This is a genomic window from Streptomyces varsoviensis (genome assembly GCF_000718635.1).
Lineage (GTDB): Bacteria > Actinomycetota > Actinomycetes > Streptomycetales > Streptomycetaceae > Streptomyces > Streptomyces varsoviensis.
Window position 1 is genome coordinate 62,639 of the sequence record NZ_JOBF01000027.1, and the last position, 17,536, is coordinate 80,174.

13 protein-coding genes are annotated in these 17,536 nt (G+C 72.1%); 3 read left to right on the top strand and 10 right to left on the bottom strand.

The annotated features are described in order from the left end of the window. Complete coding sequence (locus IF55_RS30120) at nt 1-1,422, top strand: cytochrome P450 (RefSeq protein ID WP_063766483.1); 1,422 nt, start codon at nt 1-3, stop codon at nt 1,420-1,422. 49 nt (nt 1,423-1,471) lie between these two features. On the opposite strand, the gene IF55_RS30125 is transcribed toward IF55_RS30120, so the two are convergent. Beyond that, the gene (locus tag IF55_RS30125) at nt 1,472-3,244 is read right to left on the bottom strand and encodes a BCCT family transporter (RefSeq protein ID WP_078645504.1); all 1,773 of its coding nucleotides are present in this window, start codon (nt 3,242-3,244) and stop codon (nt 1,472-1,474) included. A 144-nt stretch (nt 3,245-3,388) separates the two neighbouring features. Here IF55_RS30125 and IF55_RS30130 point away from each other — a divergent pair, with 144 nt between their 5' ends. Further along, nucleotides 3,389-4,546, top strand: a complete 1,158-nt coding sequence (locus IF55_RS30130; protein ID WP_245661510.1) for a glycerate kinase — start codon at nt 3,389-3,391, stop codon at nt 4,544-4,546. A gap of 281 nt (nt 4,547-4,827) precedes the next feature. Then, the gene (locus tag IF55_RS30135; protein ID WP_078645507.1) at nt 4,828-6,111 is read left to right on the top strand and encodes a glycosyltransferase 87 family protein; all 1,284 of its coding nucleotides are present in this window, start codon (nt 4,828-4,830) and stop codon (nt 6,109-6,111) included. A 190-nt stretch (nt 6,112-6,301) separates the two neighbouring features. On the opposite strand, the gene pssA is transcribed toward IF55_RS30135, so the two are convergent. From pssA to IF55_RS30180, 9 genes are all read right to left on the bottom strand, one after another. Beyond that, nucleotides 6,302-7,183 (bottom strand): CDP-diacylglycerol--serine O-phosphatidyltransferase, encoded by an 882-nt coding sequence (gene pssA, locus IF55_RS30140; protein WP_030877638.1) that lies wholly within the window; start codon nt 7,181-7,183, stop codon nt 6,302-6,304. Then, nucleotides 7,170-7,817, bottom strand: coding sequence for a phosphatidylserine decarboxylase (locus IF55_RS30145; RefSeq protein ID WP_030877636.1), 648 nt, complete (start codon nt 7,815-7,817; stop codon nt 7,170-7,172). The genes pssA and IF55_RS30145 overlap by 14 nt, the downstream gene beginning before the upstream one ends. A gap of 170 nt (nt 7,818-7,987) precedes the next feature. Next, nucleotides 7,988-9,193 carry an acyl-CoA dehydrogenase family protein gene (locus IF55_RS30150; RefSeq protein WP_030877634.1) on the bottom strand — a complete coding sequence of 402 codons (1,206 nt, stop codon included), beginning with the start codon at nt 9,191-9,193 and terminating at the stop codon, nt 7,988-7,990. Between the two features lie 2 nt (nt 9,194-9,195). Further along, nucleotides 9,196-9,723, bottom strand: a complete 528-nt coding sequence (locus IF55_RS30155; RefSeq protein ID WP_030877632.1) for a MaoC family dehydratase — start codon at nt 9,721-9,723, stop codon at nt 9,196-9,198. A 5-nt stretch (nt 9,724-9,728) separates the two neighbouring features. Then, complete coding sequence (locus tag IF55_RS30160) at nt 9,729-10,688, bottom strand: HpcH/HpaI aldolase/citrate lyase family protein (RefSeq protein WP_030877630.1); 960 nt, start codon at nt 10,686-10,688, stop codon at nt 9,729-9,731. Further along, the gene (locus IF55_RS30165; RefSeq protein WP_030877628.1) at nt 10,685-12,697 is read right to left on the bottom strand and encodes a protein meaA; all 2,013 of its coding nucleotides are present in this window, start codon (nt 12,695-12,697) and stop codon (nt 10,685-10,687) included. The genes IF55_RS30160 and IF55_RS30165 overlap by 4 nt, the downstream gene beginning before the upstream one ends. Nucleotides 12,698-12,789: 92 nt before the next feature. Beyond that, nucleotides 12,790-14,127, bottom strand: a complete 1,338-nt coding sequence (gene ccrA, locus IF55_RS30170; protein WP_030877625.1) for a crotonyl-CoA carboxylase/reductase — start codon at nt 14,125-14,127, stop codon at nt 12,790-12,792. A 406-nt stretch (nt 14,128-14,533) separates the two neighbouring features. Further along, on the bottom strand, nt 14,534-15,352 hold the full coding sequence (locus IF55_RS30175; RefSeq protein ID WP_030877622.1) for a TetR family transcriptional regulator: 819 nt from the start codon (nt 15,350-15,352) through the stop codon (nt 14,534-14,536). Between the two features lie 112 nt (nt 15,353-15,464). Then, on the bottom strand, nt 15,465-17,342 hold the full coding sequence (locus tag IF55_RS30180; protein WP_078645512.1) for a 3-hydroxyacyl-CoA dehydrogenase family protein: 1,878 nt from the start codon (nt 17,340-17,342) through the stop codon (nt 15,465-15,467). Nucleotides 17,343-17,536 lie beyond the last annotated feature (194 nt).

Genomic DNA, 17,536 nt, shown 5'->3' on the forward strand with positions numbered 1-17,536 from the left:
GTGAGCACGTCACCATTCACCTACGGCGCGGCCCCCGGAGCCCTTCCGGGCCTCGGCCACCTCTGGCCGCTGCTGCGCCGCCCCACCGAATTCCTGGCCGAACTGCCCGCGTACGGCGACCTCGTGGAGATCCGGCTCGGGCGGTCCCGCGCGTACGTGCCGTGCCACCCCGAACTGCTGCGGCGGGTGCTGGCCGACGACCGTACGTACGACAAGGGCGGCGCGTACTACGACCGGGCCCGCGCGATGGCCGGCAACGGCGTCGCCACCTGTCCGCACCGCGACCACCGCAGACAGCGCAGGCTCCTCCAACCAGCTTTTCAGAAAGGTCAGTTGGCCGCGTACGCGGAGGTGATGACGGAGGAGATCGCGGCGCTCACCGACTCCTGGGAGCCGGGTCGGGTCATCGACGCGTACCCCGTCCTGTACGGGCTCTCCTTGCGCACGCTCACCCGCACCCTGTTCGGCACGCGCGTCGACGAGGCGGTCGTCGACGGCATCCGGCGCTCCTTCGAGACGGCGTTCAGCGGGTTCTTCCGCCAGATGTTCATGCCCCCGGCGCTGCGCCGGGCGCCCCTGCCCGCCAACCTCCGCCACCGGCGGGCGCTGCGGCGGCTGCGCGACACCGTGGAGCGGATCGTCGCCTCCCGGCCGCGCGACGGGGCCGACCGCGGCGACCTGCTGTCGGTCATGCTGGCCGCGCGGGACGAGGACGGCGGGCCGGGGCTGTCCGACGCGGAGGTGCACGACCAGGTCGTCACGGTGCTGGCCGCCGGCACGGAGACCGTCGCCGCCACGCTCACCTGGGCCGCCGTGCTGCTGACCCGGCACCCCGCGGAACAGGAGAGGCTGCGCGCCGAGTGCGCGGCCGTCCTCGACGGGCGCCCCGCCCGCTGGGCCGACGTCCCGCGGCTGCCCCGCGCCGAGCGCGTGATCGACGAGACGGTGCGGCTGTACCCGCCGGGGTGGCTGTTCACCCGCGTGACCACCGCCGAGACGGACCTGGCCGGCCGCTCCTTGGCACCCGGTGCCACCGTGGTCGTCAGCCCGGCCCCGGTCCACCGCCACCCCGGCGTCTACCGTGACGCCCTCGCGTTCGACCCGGACCGGTGGCTTCCGGCCCGCGCCGCCGCCCTGCCCCGCGGCGCGTTCGTCGGCTTCGGGGCCGGGGCGCGCAAGTGCGTCGGCGACGCCTACGGCATGGCCGAGTGCGTGATCGCCCTCGCCACGCTCGTCAGCCGCTGGGAACTCGCCGCCGAACCCGGCGCCGACCTGCGGCCCGTACCGCTCGCCGCCTTCTACCGCCCGCGCCGCCTGTCGCTGCGGCTGACCCGCCGTACGGAGCCCGGGGGGCCGGCGAGCGGGGGCCGGGGAGCAGCGAGCGGGGGCCGGGGGACAACGAGCGGGGGCCGCGACGACTGACGGCCAGGGGCGGCCCCTATGAGACCGGGACGGCCAGGGGCGGCGGGCCCTATGAGCCCGGCGGGCGGCCCGTGCCGTCGTCCCGGTCCCGGGCGCTCTCCGCCACCCGGCGCAGCCGCGGGTGGCGCACCGGCCCCTGCTCGGAGACGGCATCGCCGACCATGGCCCGTACCGCGTCGCGCATCCCGTGCAGCGCGTGGTGGCGGGCCGGGCCCGCGCCCGGGTCGTCGCGCAGCTCCTTGATCAGCGACCAGCACAGCGCGAGCATCACCAGCACGAACGGCAGGGCCACCAGGATCGTCGCCGACTGGAGCGAGTCCAGGCCGCCCGCCACCAGCAGGACGGCCGCCACCGCCGCCATCAGCACGCCCCAGCCCACCACCAGCCAGGTCCGCGGGTGCAGCGCGCCCCGGCTGGTGAGCGAGCCCATCACCAGCGAGGCGGAGTCGGCGCTGGTGATGAAGTACGTCATGACCAGCGCCATCGCGATCCACGAGGTGACCGTGGCGATGGGCAGCGCCTCCAGGAGTCCGAACATCGATGCCTCCGCGCCCTCCTTGACGGTCGCGGTCAGATCGGCCGCGCCCGTCATGTCCAGGCGCATCGCGCTGCCGCCCATCACGCAGAACCAGACCACCGTCGCCCCGCTGGGCACCAGCAGCACACCGACCAGGAACTCGCGGATCGTACGGCCGTGGGAGATGCGGGCGATGAAGGTGCCCACGAACGGGGCCCAGGACAGCCACCACGCCCAGTAGAAGATGGTCCAGGCGCCGAGCCACTCCGGGTCCGTGAACGCGCCGGTGCGGCTCGCCAGCGTCACCAGGTCGTGCAGATAGCCGCCGGCGCTCGCCGGGATGGTGTTGAGGATGAAGACGGTGGGGCCGAGCACGAAGACGAAGAGCATCAGGCACGCGGCGAGCACGATGTTGATCGTGGACAGCCACTTGACGCCCTTGTGCAGGCCGGAGAAGGCGGAGAGCACGAAGGCGGCCGACAGCGCGCCGATGATGATGAGTTCGAGGGTCTTGGAGTCCTCGGCCCCGGTGGTGATGTTCAGGCCCTTCGACACCTGGAGGGCGCCCAGCCCCAGGCTGGTCGCCGTGCCGAAGACGGTGGCGAAGACGGCGAGCAGGTCGATGACGCGGCCCGGCCAGCCCGCCGCGCGCCGCTCGCCGAGCAGCGGCACGAAGGCGGCGCTGACCCGGTTGCCGCGGCCCTTGCGGAAGCCCGCGTAGGCGAGGGCGAGCCCGGCCATGCCGTAGATCGCCCAGGGGTGCAGGGTCCAGTGGAAGAACGAGTACTCCAGGGCCGTACGGGCGGCGGCGCCGTGGCCCGCGGTGACGCCGCTGCCCGGGGGCGGGGCGGCGAAGTGCTGGAGCGGCTCGCCGACCCCGTAGAACATCAGGCCGATGCCCATGCCCGCGCTGAACATCATGGCGATCCAGGCGAGGTTGCCGAACTCCGGGCGGTCCTCGTCCCGGCCCAGCCGGATGCGGCCGAACCGGCTCAGCGCGATCACCACGGCGAGGACCAGGAACACGTCGGCCGCGATCACGAACAGCCACGCGAAGTTCGACAGCACCCAGCCCAGGGCGGCCGAGGACGCGTGGTGGAAGGAGTGCTTGCCGAACGCCGCCCAGGCGACCACCCCCAGCACCGCGGCGCCGCCGATGGCGACGACCATCAGATCCGGGCGCTGGTCGTGCGGCGGCCCGGACCGGGAACCAGGCTGCGAACCGGACTGCGAACCGGACTGGGAACCGGCCGGGGTGCCGGATGAGGCCGCAGGATCGTTCGGCTGTGGGGTGTCGGTGCTCATGTCGCCCCACTATGGCCGGATTGACCGGTTTTTCCGGGGCTGGCGCGCCGCCGGGGGCGATGGGCAACGCGCGACCATGGCGGGTAGGGTCGCTGCGGCGCGAGCGCCTGTGCGAAGGCCGGGCCGGAAAGCAAGGGGAGCAAGGTGGCGGACGTTTCCACGACAGAGCCGACGCGCGTGCTGATCGCCGCGGACAAATTCAAGGGCTCGCTGACGGCCGTTCAGGTCGCCGAGCACGTCGCGGCGGGGCTGCGCCGGGCCGCGCCCGGCGTCGGGGTCGAGGCCCTGCCGGTCGCCGACGGCGGCGACGGCACCGTGGAGGCGGCGCTGGCGGCCGGGTTCGAGGCCCGCGAGGCCGAGGTGACCGGCCCGCTGGGGGCGCCCGTCACGGCCACGTTCGCGCTGAGCGCGGACGGCACCGCCGTGGTGGAGATGGCCGAGGCGTCGGGGCTGCGGCACCTGCCGGCCGGCGTCTTCACGCCCCTCACCGCCACCACGTACGGCACCGGCGAACTGCTCCGCGCCGCCCTCGACGCGGGCGCGCGCACCATCGTCTTCGGCGTCGGCGGCAGCGCCAGCACGGACGGCGGGGCCGGGATGCTGGCCGCGCTCGGCGCGAGCTTCCTCGACGACGACGGCGACCCCGTGCCGCACGGCGGCGGCCCGCTGACCGAGCTGACCTCGGCGGACCTCTCCGGCCTCGACCCGCGCCTCGCGGACGTCCCGGTCATCCTCGCCAGCGACGTCGACAACCCGCTGACCGGCCCGAAGGGCGCCGCCGCGGTGTACGGCCCGCAGAAGGGCGCCAGCGACGAGGACGTCACGACGCTGGACAACGCGCTCACGCACTACGTCGACGTGCTGGAGCGGGCGATCGGCCCGCGGGCCGTCGAGTGCGCCCAGTCGCCGGGGGCCGGGGCCGCGGGCGGCATCGGTTACGGCGCGCTCCTCGGCCTCGGCGCCACATTCCGGCCGGGCATCGAGGTGATGCTGGAGGTGCTGGACTTCGGGGCGGCGCTGGCGCGGGCCGGGCTCGTCATCACGGGGGAGGGGGCGCTGGACCAGCAGACCCTGCACGGCAAGGCCCCCGCCGGGGTCGCCGCGGCCGCCCGCGCGGCCGGGGTGGAGACCGTGGCGGTCTGCGGGCGGCTGGACCTGCCGCGCGAGACGCTCGCCGCCGCGGGCATCGGGCGCGCGTACCCCCTGCTGGAGCTGGAGCCGGACCCGGGGCGCTGCATGGCGGAGGCGGGCGCGCTGCTGGAGCGCGCGGCCGAGGCGATCGCCCGCGACTGCCTGAACTGAGCCTCCGGGCCGCTCCACAGCGCCTTCCGCCGCGCCGAGCCGTGGTGCGAGTGGTGAGGGAGAGGGCTCGGGCGGGAGCGACGCGGGGGAGGGCCGGGGCGGGAGTTCCGGCTATACACCACAGTTATAGGTGTTCTGTATAGTCCTCGTATGATCTCCCGCCACCCCCATTTCGGCATGCCCGAAAACGGCTCGTCCTCCATATCCGCGTCGCCGAGCTGCTGCGCTGAAACGTTCCTGCTGGGCTGTGGCCGAGCGGCGAGCCGGGGAGCCGCGCTCTGATGGCGGAGACGATCCAGCGGCGCCGGCCGACCGGCATCGGCGCCGTACCCGATCCGTCGCGCGCCGGCCGGCGGTGGGACTGGCCGCTGCTGCTCGGCTGCGCGGTCGTCGCGCTCGCGGTCGGGCTCTCCTCGCCCCCGCACACCTCGCAGCGGGTCTGGGGCATCACGGCCGCCGCCGGCTACGGCTGCGCGGCCGTGGTCGCGGCCCTCTCCGCCAAGCGCTGGGGACGCAACGCCGCGGTGGTGGCGCTGATCGGCGCGTTCGTCGTGCCGCTGGTGTACCTGACGGTGATCGGCCGGGCGCAGATGGAGGTCGGCGTCGTGGAGCGCGGCGCCGACCTGCTGTTCTCCTCCGGCACCCCCTACAACTCCGACCCGCACGCCGTGCCCGACTTCAATCCGTACCTGCCGGGCATGGCGATCTTCGGCATACCGCGCGTGCTGTTCGGCGACACGTTCGTGGGCAGTGCCCGGCTGTGGTTCCTCATCGGCTTCCTCGCCGCCGTGATCGGCGCCCTGCGCGTGGCGTTGAAGGGCACCGGCGGTACGGGCGCCACCCCGGCCGGCACGTCCGGCCCCACCGGCCTGCTGTGGCTGGTCGCCTGCCCCGTCGTCGCGCTGCCCCTGACGATCGGCGGCGTCGACCCGCCGGTCATCGGCCTGGTCTGCCTGGCCCTGGCCTTCACCCACCGGGACCGGCCCGGGCTCGCGGGCCTGGCGCTCGGCGTGGCCGCCGCGCTGAAGTGGACCGCCTGGCCGGCCGTGCCCGTCGTGATCGCCCTCCTGTGGGTCTGCCGCGGCCGGCGCGACGCGCTCCGGTGCGCGGCCGGGGCCGCGGGGCTCGCGGTGCTCACCGTCGTACCGGTGGCGCTGGTGGACACCGGGGCGTTCTACCAGAACGTGGTCCTCTACCCGCTGGGCCTCGGCCCCACCCAGTCCTCCGCCGAGAGCCCCCTGCTCGGGCATCTGATCGTCTCGGTGGTGCCGCAGGGCAAGGCGGTCGCCGTCGCGCTCATCCTGATCAGCGCCCTGGCCGTGGGGGCGTCGCTGCTGCTGCGCCCGGTACGCGACGTGGTCGCCGCCGCCGATCGCTTGGCGCTCGGCCTCATCCTGGCCATCGTCCTGTCGCCCGCCACCCGCATCGGCTACGCCATCTACCCCGTGGTCCTCCTGCTGTGGCCCCGCTTCATGGTCGCCCTCTCCCGCCACGCCGCTCCGCTGCCGACCGCCCGGGCGGCCTCCGACCCCCTCCCGGCCCCGGCCGCCGCGACGACCGACTGACCCCTCCGAGCCCCCGGCCGTACACCGCGGGGCCCGGGCCCAGGCCCGTACGCGACAGCCCACACACGAGGCCGGGGCGCGCCCCCCGGCTCCGGTAAGACCGCGGCCAGCGGGCGCGGCGCGGCAGCGCGGCGACGAACGTGAAAGGCCCCGAGCGGGAAGCTCGGGGCCTTTCACGTGGTGCTGGGGGCTACGGCAATTGCGTGGCGCGGGCTTCGCGCCGGTTGTCGCGGAAGGTGTTGACGCGGCGGGCCGTGGCGAAGAGGGGGATGACCGCGCCGAGGACGACCTGGAGGGCGCAGCCGGTCTGCAGGAGCAGCTCGCCGCCGGGGGCGTCGAAGGCCCAGGCGGCCAGCAGGCCCATGCTCAGGACGATCCAGGAGAGCATCGCCACCGCGAGCCGGCCGCGCGGCTTCGGGTACTCGACGCGGCTGACCATCAGCCACGCGACCCCGATGATCGCGAGCAGCGTCGGCATGAACGGCAGCTCCAGCAGGACGATGGAGACGACCGTCAGCGCCCCGAAGGGGGACGGCATCCCTTGGAAGATGCCGTCGCGCAGTTGCACGCACGAGAAGCGCGCGAGCCGCAGCACGACGGCCAGCAGCACCACGATGGCGGCGACCGCCGAGACCCGCTGGTGGGCGTCGTCGGCGACCAGTCCCCAGACCACCACGAAGTACGCGGGGGCCAGCCCGAAGCTGATCAGGTCGGAGAGGTTGTCCAGCTCGGCGCCCATCGCCGAGCTGCGGAGCTTGCGCGCCACGAGCCCGTCGAAGAGGTCGAAGACCGAGGCGAGCAGCATCAGTATCACCGCGGTGGCCGCGCTGTGCCGGGCCATGCCGCCGTCCTCGTTGCCCGTCAGGTGCGGGATGAGGACGCCGGTGGTGGTGAAGTAGACGGCCATGAAGCCGCAGATGGCGTTGCCGAGGGTGAGGGTGTCGGCTATCGAGAGCCGGGTGGACAGCGGGATGTCCGCGACGTCGGCCTCCACCGGGTCGTGTGCGGCGTCGGGGTCGTGGCCGGCCTCCGGGACCCAGGCCGCCTGTGTGTCGGGATCAATCACGGTCAAGGCGAGTCACCCCCGCCGTGGTCGCCTGGCCGACCTCGACCGCGGCCTCGATGCCCTCGGGGAGGTAGACGTCGACGCGCGAGCCGAAGCGGATCAGCCCGATCCGGTCGCCCTGCTCGACCTTGGTGCTCTGCGGCACGTACGGCACGATGCGGCGGGCGACGGCGCCGGCGATCTGGACCATCTCGATGTCACCGAGTTCGGTGTCGAAGTGCCAGACGACGCGCTCGTTGTTCTCGCTCTCCTTGTTGAACGCCGGTACGTAGCCGCCGGGGATGTGCTTGACGGAGCGCACCGTGCCGCTCATGGGGGCGCGGTTGACGTGGACGTTCAGGGGGCTCATGAAGATCGCCACGCGGGTGCGCCCGTCCTTCCACGGCATGATGCTCTGCACCACACCGTCGGCGGGGGACAGGACGCGGCCCTCGGGGATCTCCCGCTCGGGGTCACGGAAGAACCACAGCATTCCCGCCGCGAGCGCGGTGGTGGGTACGGCCAGCGCCGCCCAGCGTCCGGAGCGGCGGGCACGGGTGAGGCTGATCGCGGCCGTGGCGACGGTCGGGACGAGCCACGGCGAGGCCCCGCGCGCGAGGCGGACCCGGCCGCGAGGTGCAGAGGATTGGCTGTGGGGCATGGATGACCTTCGTAGCGGAGGATGCCGCGTAACAGAACGGGGGACGGCGGCTTTCCGGGGATGCTATCGGTTGCGAGCGGCAACTGGGCAAGCGCCAGGGCCAGTCGGTGGCCGAACTCCGATGACAGGGTGTGATCTACTTCTCGTAGAAAACACCCAATAAAGGACATTTATCCCTGGAATCGGTACTCTTCAAGTAGCCGGCGGCCAATGATCATTTTCTGGATCTCGGCGGTACCTTCACCGATGAGCAGCATCGGGGCCTCGCGGTAGAGGCGCTCGATCTCGTACTCCTTGGAGAAGCCGTAGCCGCCATGGATACGGAAGGCGTCCTCGACCACCTCCTTGCAGTACTCGGAGGCCAGGTATTTGGCCATGCCGGCTTCGAGGTCGTTGCGCTGTCCCGAGTCTTTCTTGCGTGCCGCGTTCACCATCATCGCATGGGCCGCTTCGACCTTTGTGCCCATATCGGCCAATTTGAACTGGATGGCCTGATGCTCGGCGATCGGTTTACCGAAGGTATGCCGCTGCTGGGCGTAGGAAGCGCCCAACTCGAAGGCACGCTGCGCCACTCCGCATCCACGCGCCGCTACATTCACCCGGCCGACCTCGACGCCGTCCATCATCTGGTAGAAGCCCCGGCCCGTCGCCCCGCCGAGCACGCGATCGGCCGGAACCCGCAGCCCGTCCATGATCAGCTCGGTGGTGTCGACGCCCTTGTAGCCCATCTTCTCGATCTTCCCCGGAATGGTGAGGCCCGGCTTGACCTCGCCGAACCCCGGTTCCTTCTCGACCAGGAAGGTGGTCATCGACTTGTGCCGGGCGGTGCCCTCCGGGTGCCCCTCATCCGTACGGCACAAAACCGCCACGAGCGAGGACGAACCGCCGTTGGTGAGCCACATCTTCTGCCCGGTGAGGAGATAACCGTCGCCGTCCCGCACGCCCTTCGACGTGATCGCCGACACATCCGAACCCAGCGCCGGCTCGGACATCGAGAAGGCGCCGCGGATTTCCCCCGCCGCCATCCTCGGCAGGAAATAGTCCTTCTGCTCGTCGGTGCCGTGCTGCTTGAGCAGGTAGGCGACGATGAAGTGGGTGTTCACGATCCCCGAGACGCTCATCCAGCCGCGGGAGAGCTCCTCCACACAGAGCGCGTAGGTGAGAAGCGACTCACCGAGCCCGCCGTACTCCTCCGGAATCATCAGGCCGAACAACCCCAGTTCCGTGAGGCCCTCGACGATCCGCGCCGGATATTCGTCGCGGTGCTCCAGTTCGGTCGCCACCGGCAGGATCTCTTTGTCGACGAAGTCACGTACGGTGGAGAGGATTTCCCGCTGGACATCGGTGAGGGAATCGGTCTGCGCGAGGCGTCCCATGGCTACTTCTCCACCTTCTTCGCCGACGGTGTCCGGGGCTCGGGGCGGCCGGGCTGTTCCCCGCCGCGCTCCTTGACATACGTCTCGGTGGGCACCATCACCTTGCGCCGGAAAACGCAGACGACCGTGCCGTCCTGCTTGTAACCCCGCGTCTCCACGTACACGATCCCGCGGTCGGACTTGGATTTTGACGGAATTTTGTCGAGCACCGTCGTCTCGCCGTACACGGTGTCCCCGTGGAACGTCGGCGCGACGTGCCGCAGCGACTCGACCTCCAGGTTGGCGATCGCCTTGCCCGAGACGTCCGGCACGGACATGCCCAGCAGCAGCGAATAGATGTAGTTGCCCACGACCACGTTCCGTCCGAAGTCCGTCGTGTGCTCCGCGTAATGGGCGTCCATATGGAGCGGGTGGTGGTTCATCGTGAGCAGACAGAAGAGGTGGTCGTCGTACTCGGTGACGGTCTTCCCCGGCCAGTGCCGGTAGACGTCGCCGACCGTGAACTCCTCGTACATGCGGCCGAACTGCATCGCGCTCACGCCTCCGGTGCCTCGAACTCGGTGGTGCGCCGCATCCCCGCGGCGCGGCCCTTGCCCGCGACGACCAGCGCCATCTTCCGGCTCGCCTCGTCGATCATCTCGTCGCCGAGCATCGCGGACCCCTTCTTGCCGCCCGCCTCCGAGGTGTGCCACTCATAGGCGTCGAGGATCATCTCCGCGTGGTCGTAGTCCTCCTGCGAGGGCGAGAAGACCTCGTTGGCCGCCTCGACCTGGCCGGGGTGCAGCACCCACTTGCCGTCGTAGCCCAGCGCCGCCGCGCGCCCCGCGACCTCGCGGAAGGCGTCCACGTCGCGGATCTGGAGGTACGGCCCGTCGATGGCCTGGAGGCCGTGCGTACGGGCCGCCATCAGGATGCGCATCAGGATGTAGTGGTACGCGTCGGCCCCGTAGCCGGGCGGCTGCTGCCCCACGACCAGCGTCTTCATGGTGATGGAGGCCATGAAGTCGGCCGGGCCGAAGACGATGGTCTCCAGCCGCGGCGAGGACCCGGCGATGTCGTCGACGTTCACCAGCCCCTTGGCGTTCTCGATCTGCGCCTCGATGCCGATCCGGCCGACCTCGAACCCCATCGTCTTCTCGATCTGGGTGAGCAGCAGGTCGAGCGCCTGGACCTGGGTGGCGTCCTGCACCTTCGGCAGCATCACGCAGTCGAGGTTGTGGCCCGCGCCCTCGACGACGGTCACCACGTCGCGGTAAGTCCACTCGGTGGTCCAGTCGTTGACCCGCACCACCCGGGTCTTGCCCGTCCAGTCGCCCTTGTTGAGCGCGTCCACGATGGTGTGCCGGGCGCCCTCCTTGGCGAGCGGCGCGCACGCGTCCTCCAGGTCCAGGAAGACCTGGTCGGCGGCGAGGCCCTGGGCCTTCTCCAGGAAGCGCGGGTTGCTGCCGGGCACGGCCAGGCAGGAGCGGCGCGGGCGCAGGCGGTTGACGGTCATGCGGGGACCTCCAGGGGGTCGAGCCTGTTCGCTTTCCGGATCTCTTCGACGATACGGCCGATGATCTCCGTGATCCCGAAATCCTTCGGGGTGAAGACCGCCGCGACGCCGGCCGCCCGCAGGGCGTCGGCGTCGGCGGCGGGGATGATGCCGCCGACGACCACGGGCAGGTCGCCGGCGCCGCCGCGGCGCAGCCGCGCCAGCACGTCCGGTACCAGCTCGGCGTGCGAGCCGGAGAGGATGGACAGGCCGACGCAGTGCACGTCCTCGGCGACGGCCGCCGAGACGATCTGCTCCGGGGTGAGCCGGATGCCCTGGTAGACCACCTCGAACCCGGCGTCGCGGGCCCGTACGGCGATCTGCTCGGCGCCGTTGGAGTGCCCGTCCAGGCCGGGCTTGCCGACCAGCAGCCGCAGCCGGCCGCAGCCCAGCTCCTCGGCGGTACGGGCCGCCCGCGCCCGTACGTCCGCGAGCGGGGTGCCCGGCTCGGCGGCGACCGCCACGGGGGCGCCGCCGACGCCCGTAGGCGCGCGGAACTCGCCGAAGACGTCCCGCAGCGCCCAGGACCACTCGCCGGTCGTCACGCCCGCGCGGGCGCATTCGAGGGTGGCGGCGAAGAGGTTGTCGGCGCCGGCCGCGGTCTTCTTGAGCGCGGCCAGCGCGTCCTGCGCGCGGGCCTCGTCGCGCTCGTCGCGCCAGGCGCCCAGCGCGGCCACCACGCGGGCCTCGTTGGCCGGGTCGACGGTCATGACGGCGGCGCCGAGGTCGGCGGTGAGCGGGCTGGGCTCGGTGGCCTCGTAGCTGTTGACGCCGACGATCAGCTCCTCGCCGGTCTCGATCCGGGCCCGCCGCTCGGCGTGCGAGGAGACGAGCCGCGACTTGAGGTAGCCGGACTCCACGGCCGCCATCGCGCCGCCCATCTCCTGGATGCGGCCGATCTCCGCCCGGCACTCGGTGACCAGCGCCGCGACCTTGGCCTCGATGACGTGGGAGCCGGCGAAGATGTCCTCGTACTCCAGCAGGTCGCTCTCGTGGGCCAGGACCTGCTGGATGCGCAGCGACCACTGCTGGTCCCAGGGGCGGGGCAGGCCCAGCGCCTCGTTCCAGGCGGGGAGCTGCACGGCGCGGGCGCGGGCGTCCTTGGAGAGGGTGACGGCCAGCATCTCCAGGACGATGCGCTGGACGTTGTTCTCCGGCTGCGCCTCGGTCAGGCCCAGCGAGTTGACCTGGACGCCGTAGCGGAAGCGGCGCTGTTTGGGGTTCTCGATGCCGTACCGCTCGCGGGTGATCTCGTCCCAGACGCGGCCGAAGGCGCGCATCTTGCACATCTCCTCGATGAAGCGGACGCCCGCGTTCACGAAGAACGAGATGCGGGCGACCACGTCGCCGAACCGCTCCGGGGCCACCTGCCCGGAGTCGCGTACCGCGTCGAGCACCGCGATGGCCGTCGACATCGCGTACGCGATCTCCTGTACGGGCGTGGCCCCGGCCTCCTGGAGGTGGTAGCTGCAGATGTTGATCGGGTTCCACTTGGGGATGCGGGCCACCGTGTACGCGATCATGTCGGTGGTCAGCCGGAGCGAGGGGCCGGGCGGGAAGACGTGCGTCCCGCGCGAGAGGTACTCCTTGACGATGTCGTTCTGCGTGGTGCCGGACAGCTCGGCGATGTCCGCGCCCTGCTCCTCGGCCACCACCTGATACAGCGCCAGCAGCCACATCGCGGTCGCGTTGATCGTCATCGAGGTGTTCATCCGCTCCAGGGGGATGTCCTGGAACAGCCGGCGCATGTCGCCGAGGTGGGACACGGGGACCCCGACCCGGCCGACCTCGCCGCGGGCGAGGATGTGGTCGGGGTCGTAGCCGGTCTGCGTCGGGAGGTCGAAGGCGACCGACAGGCCGGTCTGTCCCTTGGCGAGGTTGCGCCGGTACAGCTCGTTGGACGCCTCGGCGGTGGAGTGCCCGGCGTACGTCCGCATCAGCCACGGACGATCCTTGTGACGCTCGGTCATGTACGTCTCTCAGCCGTCTCGTTCGGATCGCTTGGGTCGCTTGGGTCGCTTCGCTCGTTCGGATATCTCGGGCGTTCGGACATCTCGACCGGTCAGGCGTCGCGGAAGCGGTTGATGGCGTCGAGGTGGCGCTCGCGCAGCTCCGGGTCGCGGACGCCCATGCCCTCCTCGGGCGCGAGCGCGAGCACGCCGACCTTGCCCTGGTGCAGGTTGCGGTGCACGTCGTACGCCGCCTGCCCGGTCTCCTCCAGCGGGTACGTCCGGGAGAGCGTCGGGTGGATCTTCCCCTTGGCGATCAGCCGGTTGGCCTCCCACGCCTCGCGGTAGTTGGCGAAGTGGGAGCCGACGATCCGCTTGAGCGACATCCACAGATAGCGGTTGTCGTACTCGTGGGTGTAGCCCGAGGTGGAGGCGCAGGTGACGATGGTGCCGCCCTTGCGCGTGACGTACACGGAGGCGCCGAAGGTCTCGCGGCCCGGGTGCTCGAAGACGATGTCCACGTCCTCGCCGCCCGTCAGCTCCCGGATGCGCTTGCCGAACCGCTTCCACTCGCGGGGGTCCTGGTGGTGCTCGTCCTTCCAGAACGCGTACCCCTCGGCGGTGCGGTCGATGATCGCCTCCGCGCCCATCCGGCGGCAGATCTCCGCCTTGCGCGGGCTGGAGACGACGCAGATCGGGTTGGCGCCGCCGGCCAGCGCGAACTGCGTGGCATAGCTGCCGAGCCCGCCGCTCGCGCCCCAGATCAGCACGTTGTCGCCCTGCTTCATGCCCGCGCCGTTGCGCGAGACGAGCTGCCGGTAGGCGGTCGAGTTGACCAGCCCGGGGGAGGCGGCCTCCTCCCAACTGAGGTGCCGGGGCTTGGGCATGAGCTGGTTGGACTTGACGAGCGCGATCTCCGCCAGGCCGCCGAAGTTGGTCTCGAAGCCCCAGATGCGCTGCTCGGGGTCGAGCATCGTGTCGTTGTGGCCGTCGGAGGACTCCAGCTCCACGGAGAGGCAGTGCGCGACGACCTCGTCGCCGGGGCGCCAGGTGTTGACGCCGGGTCCGGTGCGCAGCACGACGCCGGCCAGGTCGGAGCCGATGACGTGGTACGGCAGGTCGTGCCGCTTGGCGAGCGGCGAGAGCCGCCCGTAGCGCTCCAGGAACCCGAAGGTGGACAGGGGCTCGAAGATCGAGGTCCAGACGGAGTTGTAGTTCACCGAGCTGGCCATGACGGCGACCAGGGCCTCGCCGGGGCCGAGCTCGGGCGTGGGCACGTCCTCGACGTGCAGGGACTTGCGGGGGTCCTTGTCCCGGGTGGCGAGGCCGGCGAACATCTCGGCCTCGTCCTTGTGCACGGTCACCGCGCGGTACGACTCGGGGATGGACAGGGCGGCGAAGTCTTCGCTCGCGCTGTCCGGCGCGACGATGGCGTCCAGGAGCTGGTTCATGGCTTGCCTCCGGCGAAGCGCGTCTAGGGAACGGCTTGAGGGGACGTCGGGGGTGGTGCAGAGGCGGTGCCGTCGGTTCGGCGGGGTGCTGGTGCTCGGCGGTGCGCCCGGTCGGGCGCGGGGGTGCCTGTGACGCAGGCGTCCGGGCGCACAGAGTGCTTGTGGGGACAGCCGGCACACGACGGTTGTGTCTGCGCGCCGGCCGCCCGGACACTCTCAAGGTATGACACCGGGTGTCATGCGACAAGACACTCAGTGCCAATAATTTCTCTCAGATGTCACCGGGGCGGCACGTATGAGCGAAGCGCGGAGGTGGCGGAGGCGAGGCGGGCCCGGAAACGGCGGCGCCCGCCGCGGTGAGCGGCGGGCGCGAAAGAGTCCGGAAGGGGGCGGGCGGGCGCGCGGGTCACTTCCGCTTGAGGGCCTTCTCGATGGTGCGCATGACCTCCTCCAGCGGCGCGTCCGTGCGCGCCACCGTCACCAGCACCTCGCCGTTCGTACGGACCGCGGCCGTCGGCGGCCGCTCCCCGTCGGGCCGGGCCCCGATGCCCGTGCCGAACGTCTCCCGGACGATCCCGAAGGCGTGGTCGAGCTGCGCCTCCACGTCCCCGACCCCGCCCGCGCGCAGCCACCGGCGCAGCACATGGTTGTGGGCGGTCACCACGGCGGAGGCGGCGACCTCGGCCAGCAGCGGGTCGTCGTCGCCGACGTGGTGCGCGCCCTCGTCGAAATGGCCCAGCAGATAGCGGGTGAAGAGCCGTTCGTAACGGGCCACCGAGGCGATCTCGCGCTCCCTCAGGGCGGGCACCTCGCGGGTCAGCCGGTAGCGCTCGACGGAGACGGCCGGGGAGGCCGCGTACATCCGCATGACCTCCTTGATGCCCCGGCACACGGTGTCCAGCGGGTTCTCGTGCGCGGGAGCGGCGTCCAGCACCGCCGCCGCCCGCACCAGGGTGTCGTCGTGGTCGGGGAAGATCGCCTCTTCCTTGGAGCGGAAGTGGCGGAAGAACGTCCGGCGGGCGACGCCCGCGGCGGCCGCGATCTCGTCGACGGTCGTGGCCTCGTAGCCCTTCGTGGCGAACAACTCCATGGCGGCCGCGGCCAATTTGCGGCGCATGGCGAGCCGCTGGGCCGCGGCGCGGCGGCTGCTCGCGCTCTCCGAGCCGTCAGCGGTCTCATGATTCGTCGATCGCAGCGTACGAGCGGACTTAACGGGCTGGGACATGTGGGGAACGTAACACGCGGCCGTATGCGAGTGCCGGGGCGGACTGCCGACCGGTTCGAGCAGCCCGCCCCACCCGCCTTCCCCGCCGGTGGACCCGCCGTGCGCACCGCCGTCAGCGGCGGGCATACTCGCGGAAGCCGCGCCCCGTCTTGCGCCCCAGGCACCCCGCCGCGACCAGGTGCTCCAGCAGCGGCGCGGGGGCGAGCCCCGGGTCCCGGAACGCGCGGTGCAGGACCTTCTCGATGGCCAGCGAGACATCGAGGCCCACCACGTCGAGGAGTTCGAAGGGCCCCATCGGATAGCCGCCGCCGAGCTTCATGGCGGCGTCGATGTCGTCCAGCGTCGCGTAGTGCTCCTCCACCATCTTGATCGCGTTGTTGAGGTACGGGAACAGCAGCGCGTTGACGATGAACCCCGCCCGGTCCCCGCAGTCCACCGGGTGCTTGCGCACCCGCGCGCACACCTCGCGGACGGTGGCGTGGGCGTCGTCGGCGGTCAGGACCGTACGCACCACCTCGACGAGCCTCATCGCCGGGGCCGGGTTGAAGAAGTGCATGCCGACCACGTCCGCCGGCCGGGACGTGGCGCGGGCGCAGGCGATCACGGGCAGCGAGGAGGTCGTCGTCGCCAGCACCGCGCCGGGCCGGCAGACCTTGTCGAGCGCCCCGAACACCTCCTGCTTGACCGTCAGCTCCTCGGCGACCGCCTCGACGGCGAGGTCCACGCCCGCGAGGTCGTCGAGGACCGCGGAGGGCGCGATCGCGGCCAGCGCCGCGTCCCGTGCCGCGGGGGTCAGCCGGCCCTTGTCGACCGAGCGGCCGAGGGACTTCGCGACCCGGGCCCGCGCCGCCTCGGCCTTCTCCGGCGTGCGGGCCACGAGCGTCACGGGGTAGCCGGCCTTGGCGAAGACCTCGGCGATGCCGGCGGCCATGGTGCCCGAGCCGATGACGCCCACGGACCGCACGGCGCGGCCGGCCGCGGTCGCGGCGGCCGGGGAGGGGACGGGGGAGGCCGCGTCCGGGACGGTGCGGGTGCCGCCCGGCGCGTCGTACGTGTAGAACCCGCGCCCGGACTTGCGGCCGGTCAGCCCGGCCTCCGCGAGCTGCCCCAGGATCGGCGCGGGCGCGTGCAGCCGGTCGTGGGAGGCGCTGTACATCGCCTCCAGGACCGTACGGGCCGTGTCCACGCCGATCAGGTCGAGCAGCGCCAGCGGGCCCATCGGCAGGCCGCAGCCCAGCTTCATGGCCGCGTCGATGTCCTCGCGGGAGGCGTACCGGGACTCGCACATGGCGGCCGCCTGGTTGAGGTAGCCGAACAGCAGCCCGTCCGCGACGAAGCCGGGCCGGTCGCCGACGGCCACGGGCTCCTTGCCCAGCTCGCGGGCGAGCGCCGTGACGGCGGCGACGGCGGCGGGCGCGGTCAGCACGCTGGAGACCACCTCGACCAGCTTCATGGCGGGCGCCGGGTTGAAGAAGTGCAGGCCCACAACGCGCTCCGGGCGGGCCGAGTCGGCCGCGAGCCGGGTCACCGAGAGCGCGTTGGTGCCGGTGGCCAGGATGGTGTCCGGCCGGACCAGGGCGTCGAGAGCGGTGAAGACCTCGTGCTTGAGCGCGTACTCCTCCGGTACGACCTCGATGACGAGATCGGCGTCGGCGGCGCTACGCAGATCGGCGCAGGTACGGAAGCGGGAGAGCAGGTCCCGGCGTGCGGGTTCGGTGAAACGCTCGCGCTCGACGGCACGGGCGGTGGAGGCTTCGAGGGACGCCACGGCTCGCGCGGCCGCCGCGTCGCTGACGTCGATCCCGACGACCTCACGGCCGGCCCGGGCGAGGACCTCGGCGATGCCGCAGCCCATCGTGCCGAGGCCGACGACGGCGACCTTGCGCAGCGGACGAGCGGCGCCGGGCGCGGCGGGTACGCCGGCGGTGGCGGTCACGGCGGAGGCGACGGCGGTGAGAGAGGAGGGATCAGGGGTGGACAGACGGTCCATCGCGAGACTCCAGGGAGAGTTCCCCGACAGCAGGGGGGAAGTGACGACTGAGGAGATTCCGGGTACGCGCAAAGTGCGCCCGGACAAAGGGAGTTGAGCGATCGGCGGGGCCCTGTCCCGGGGCCGTGCCGTACTGGGGTGCCGAACCGACTGCACGCCGTGGCGGCCGCGTCACCAGGCCGCCCGAGCAGGAG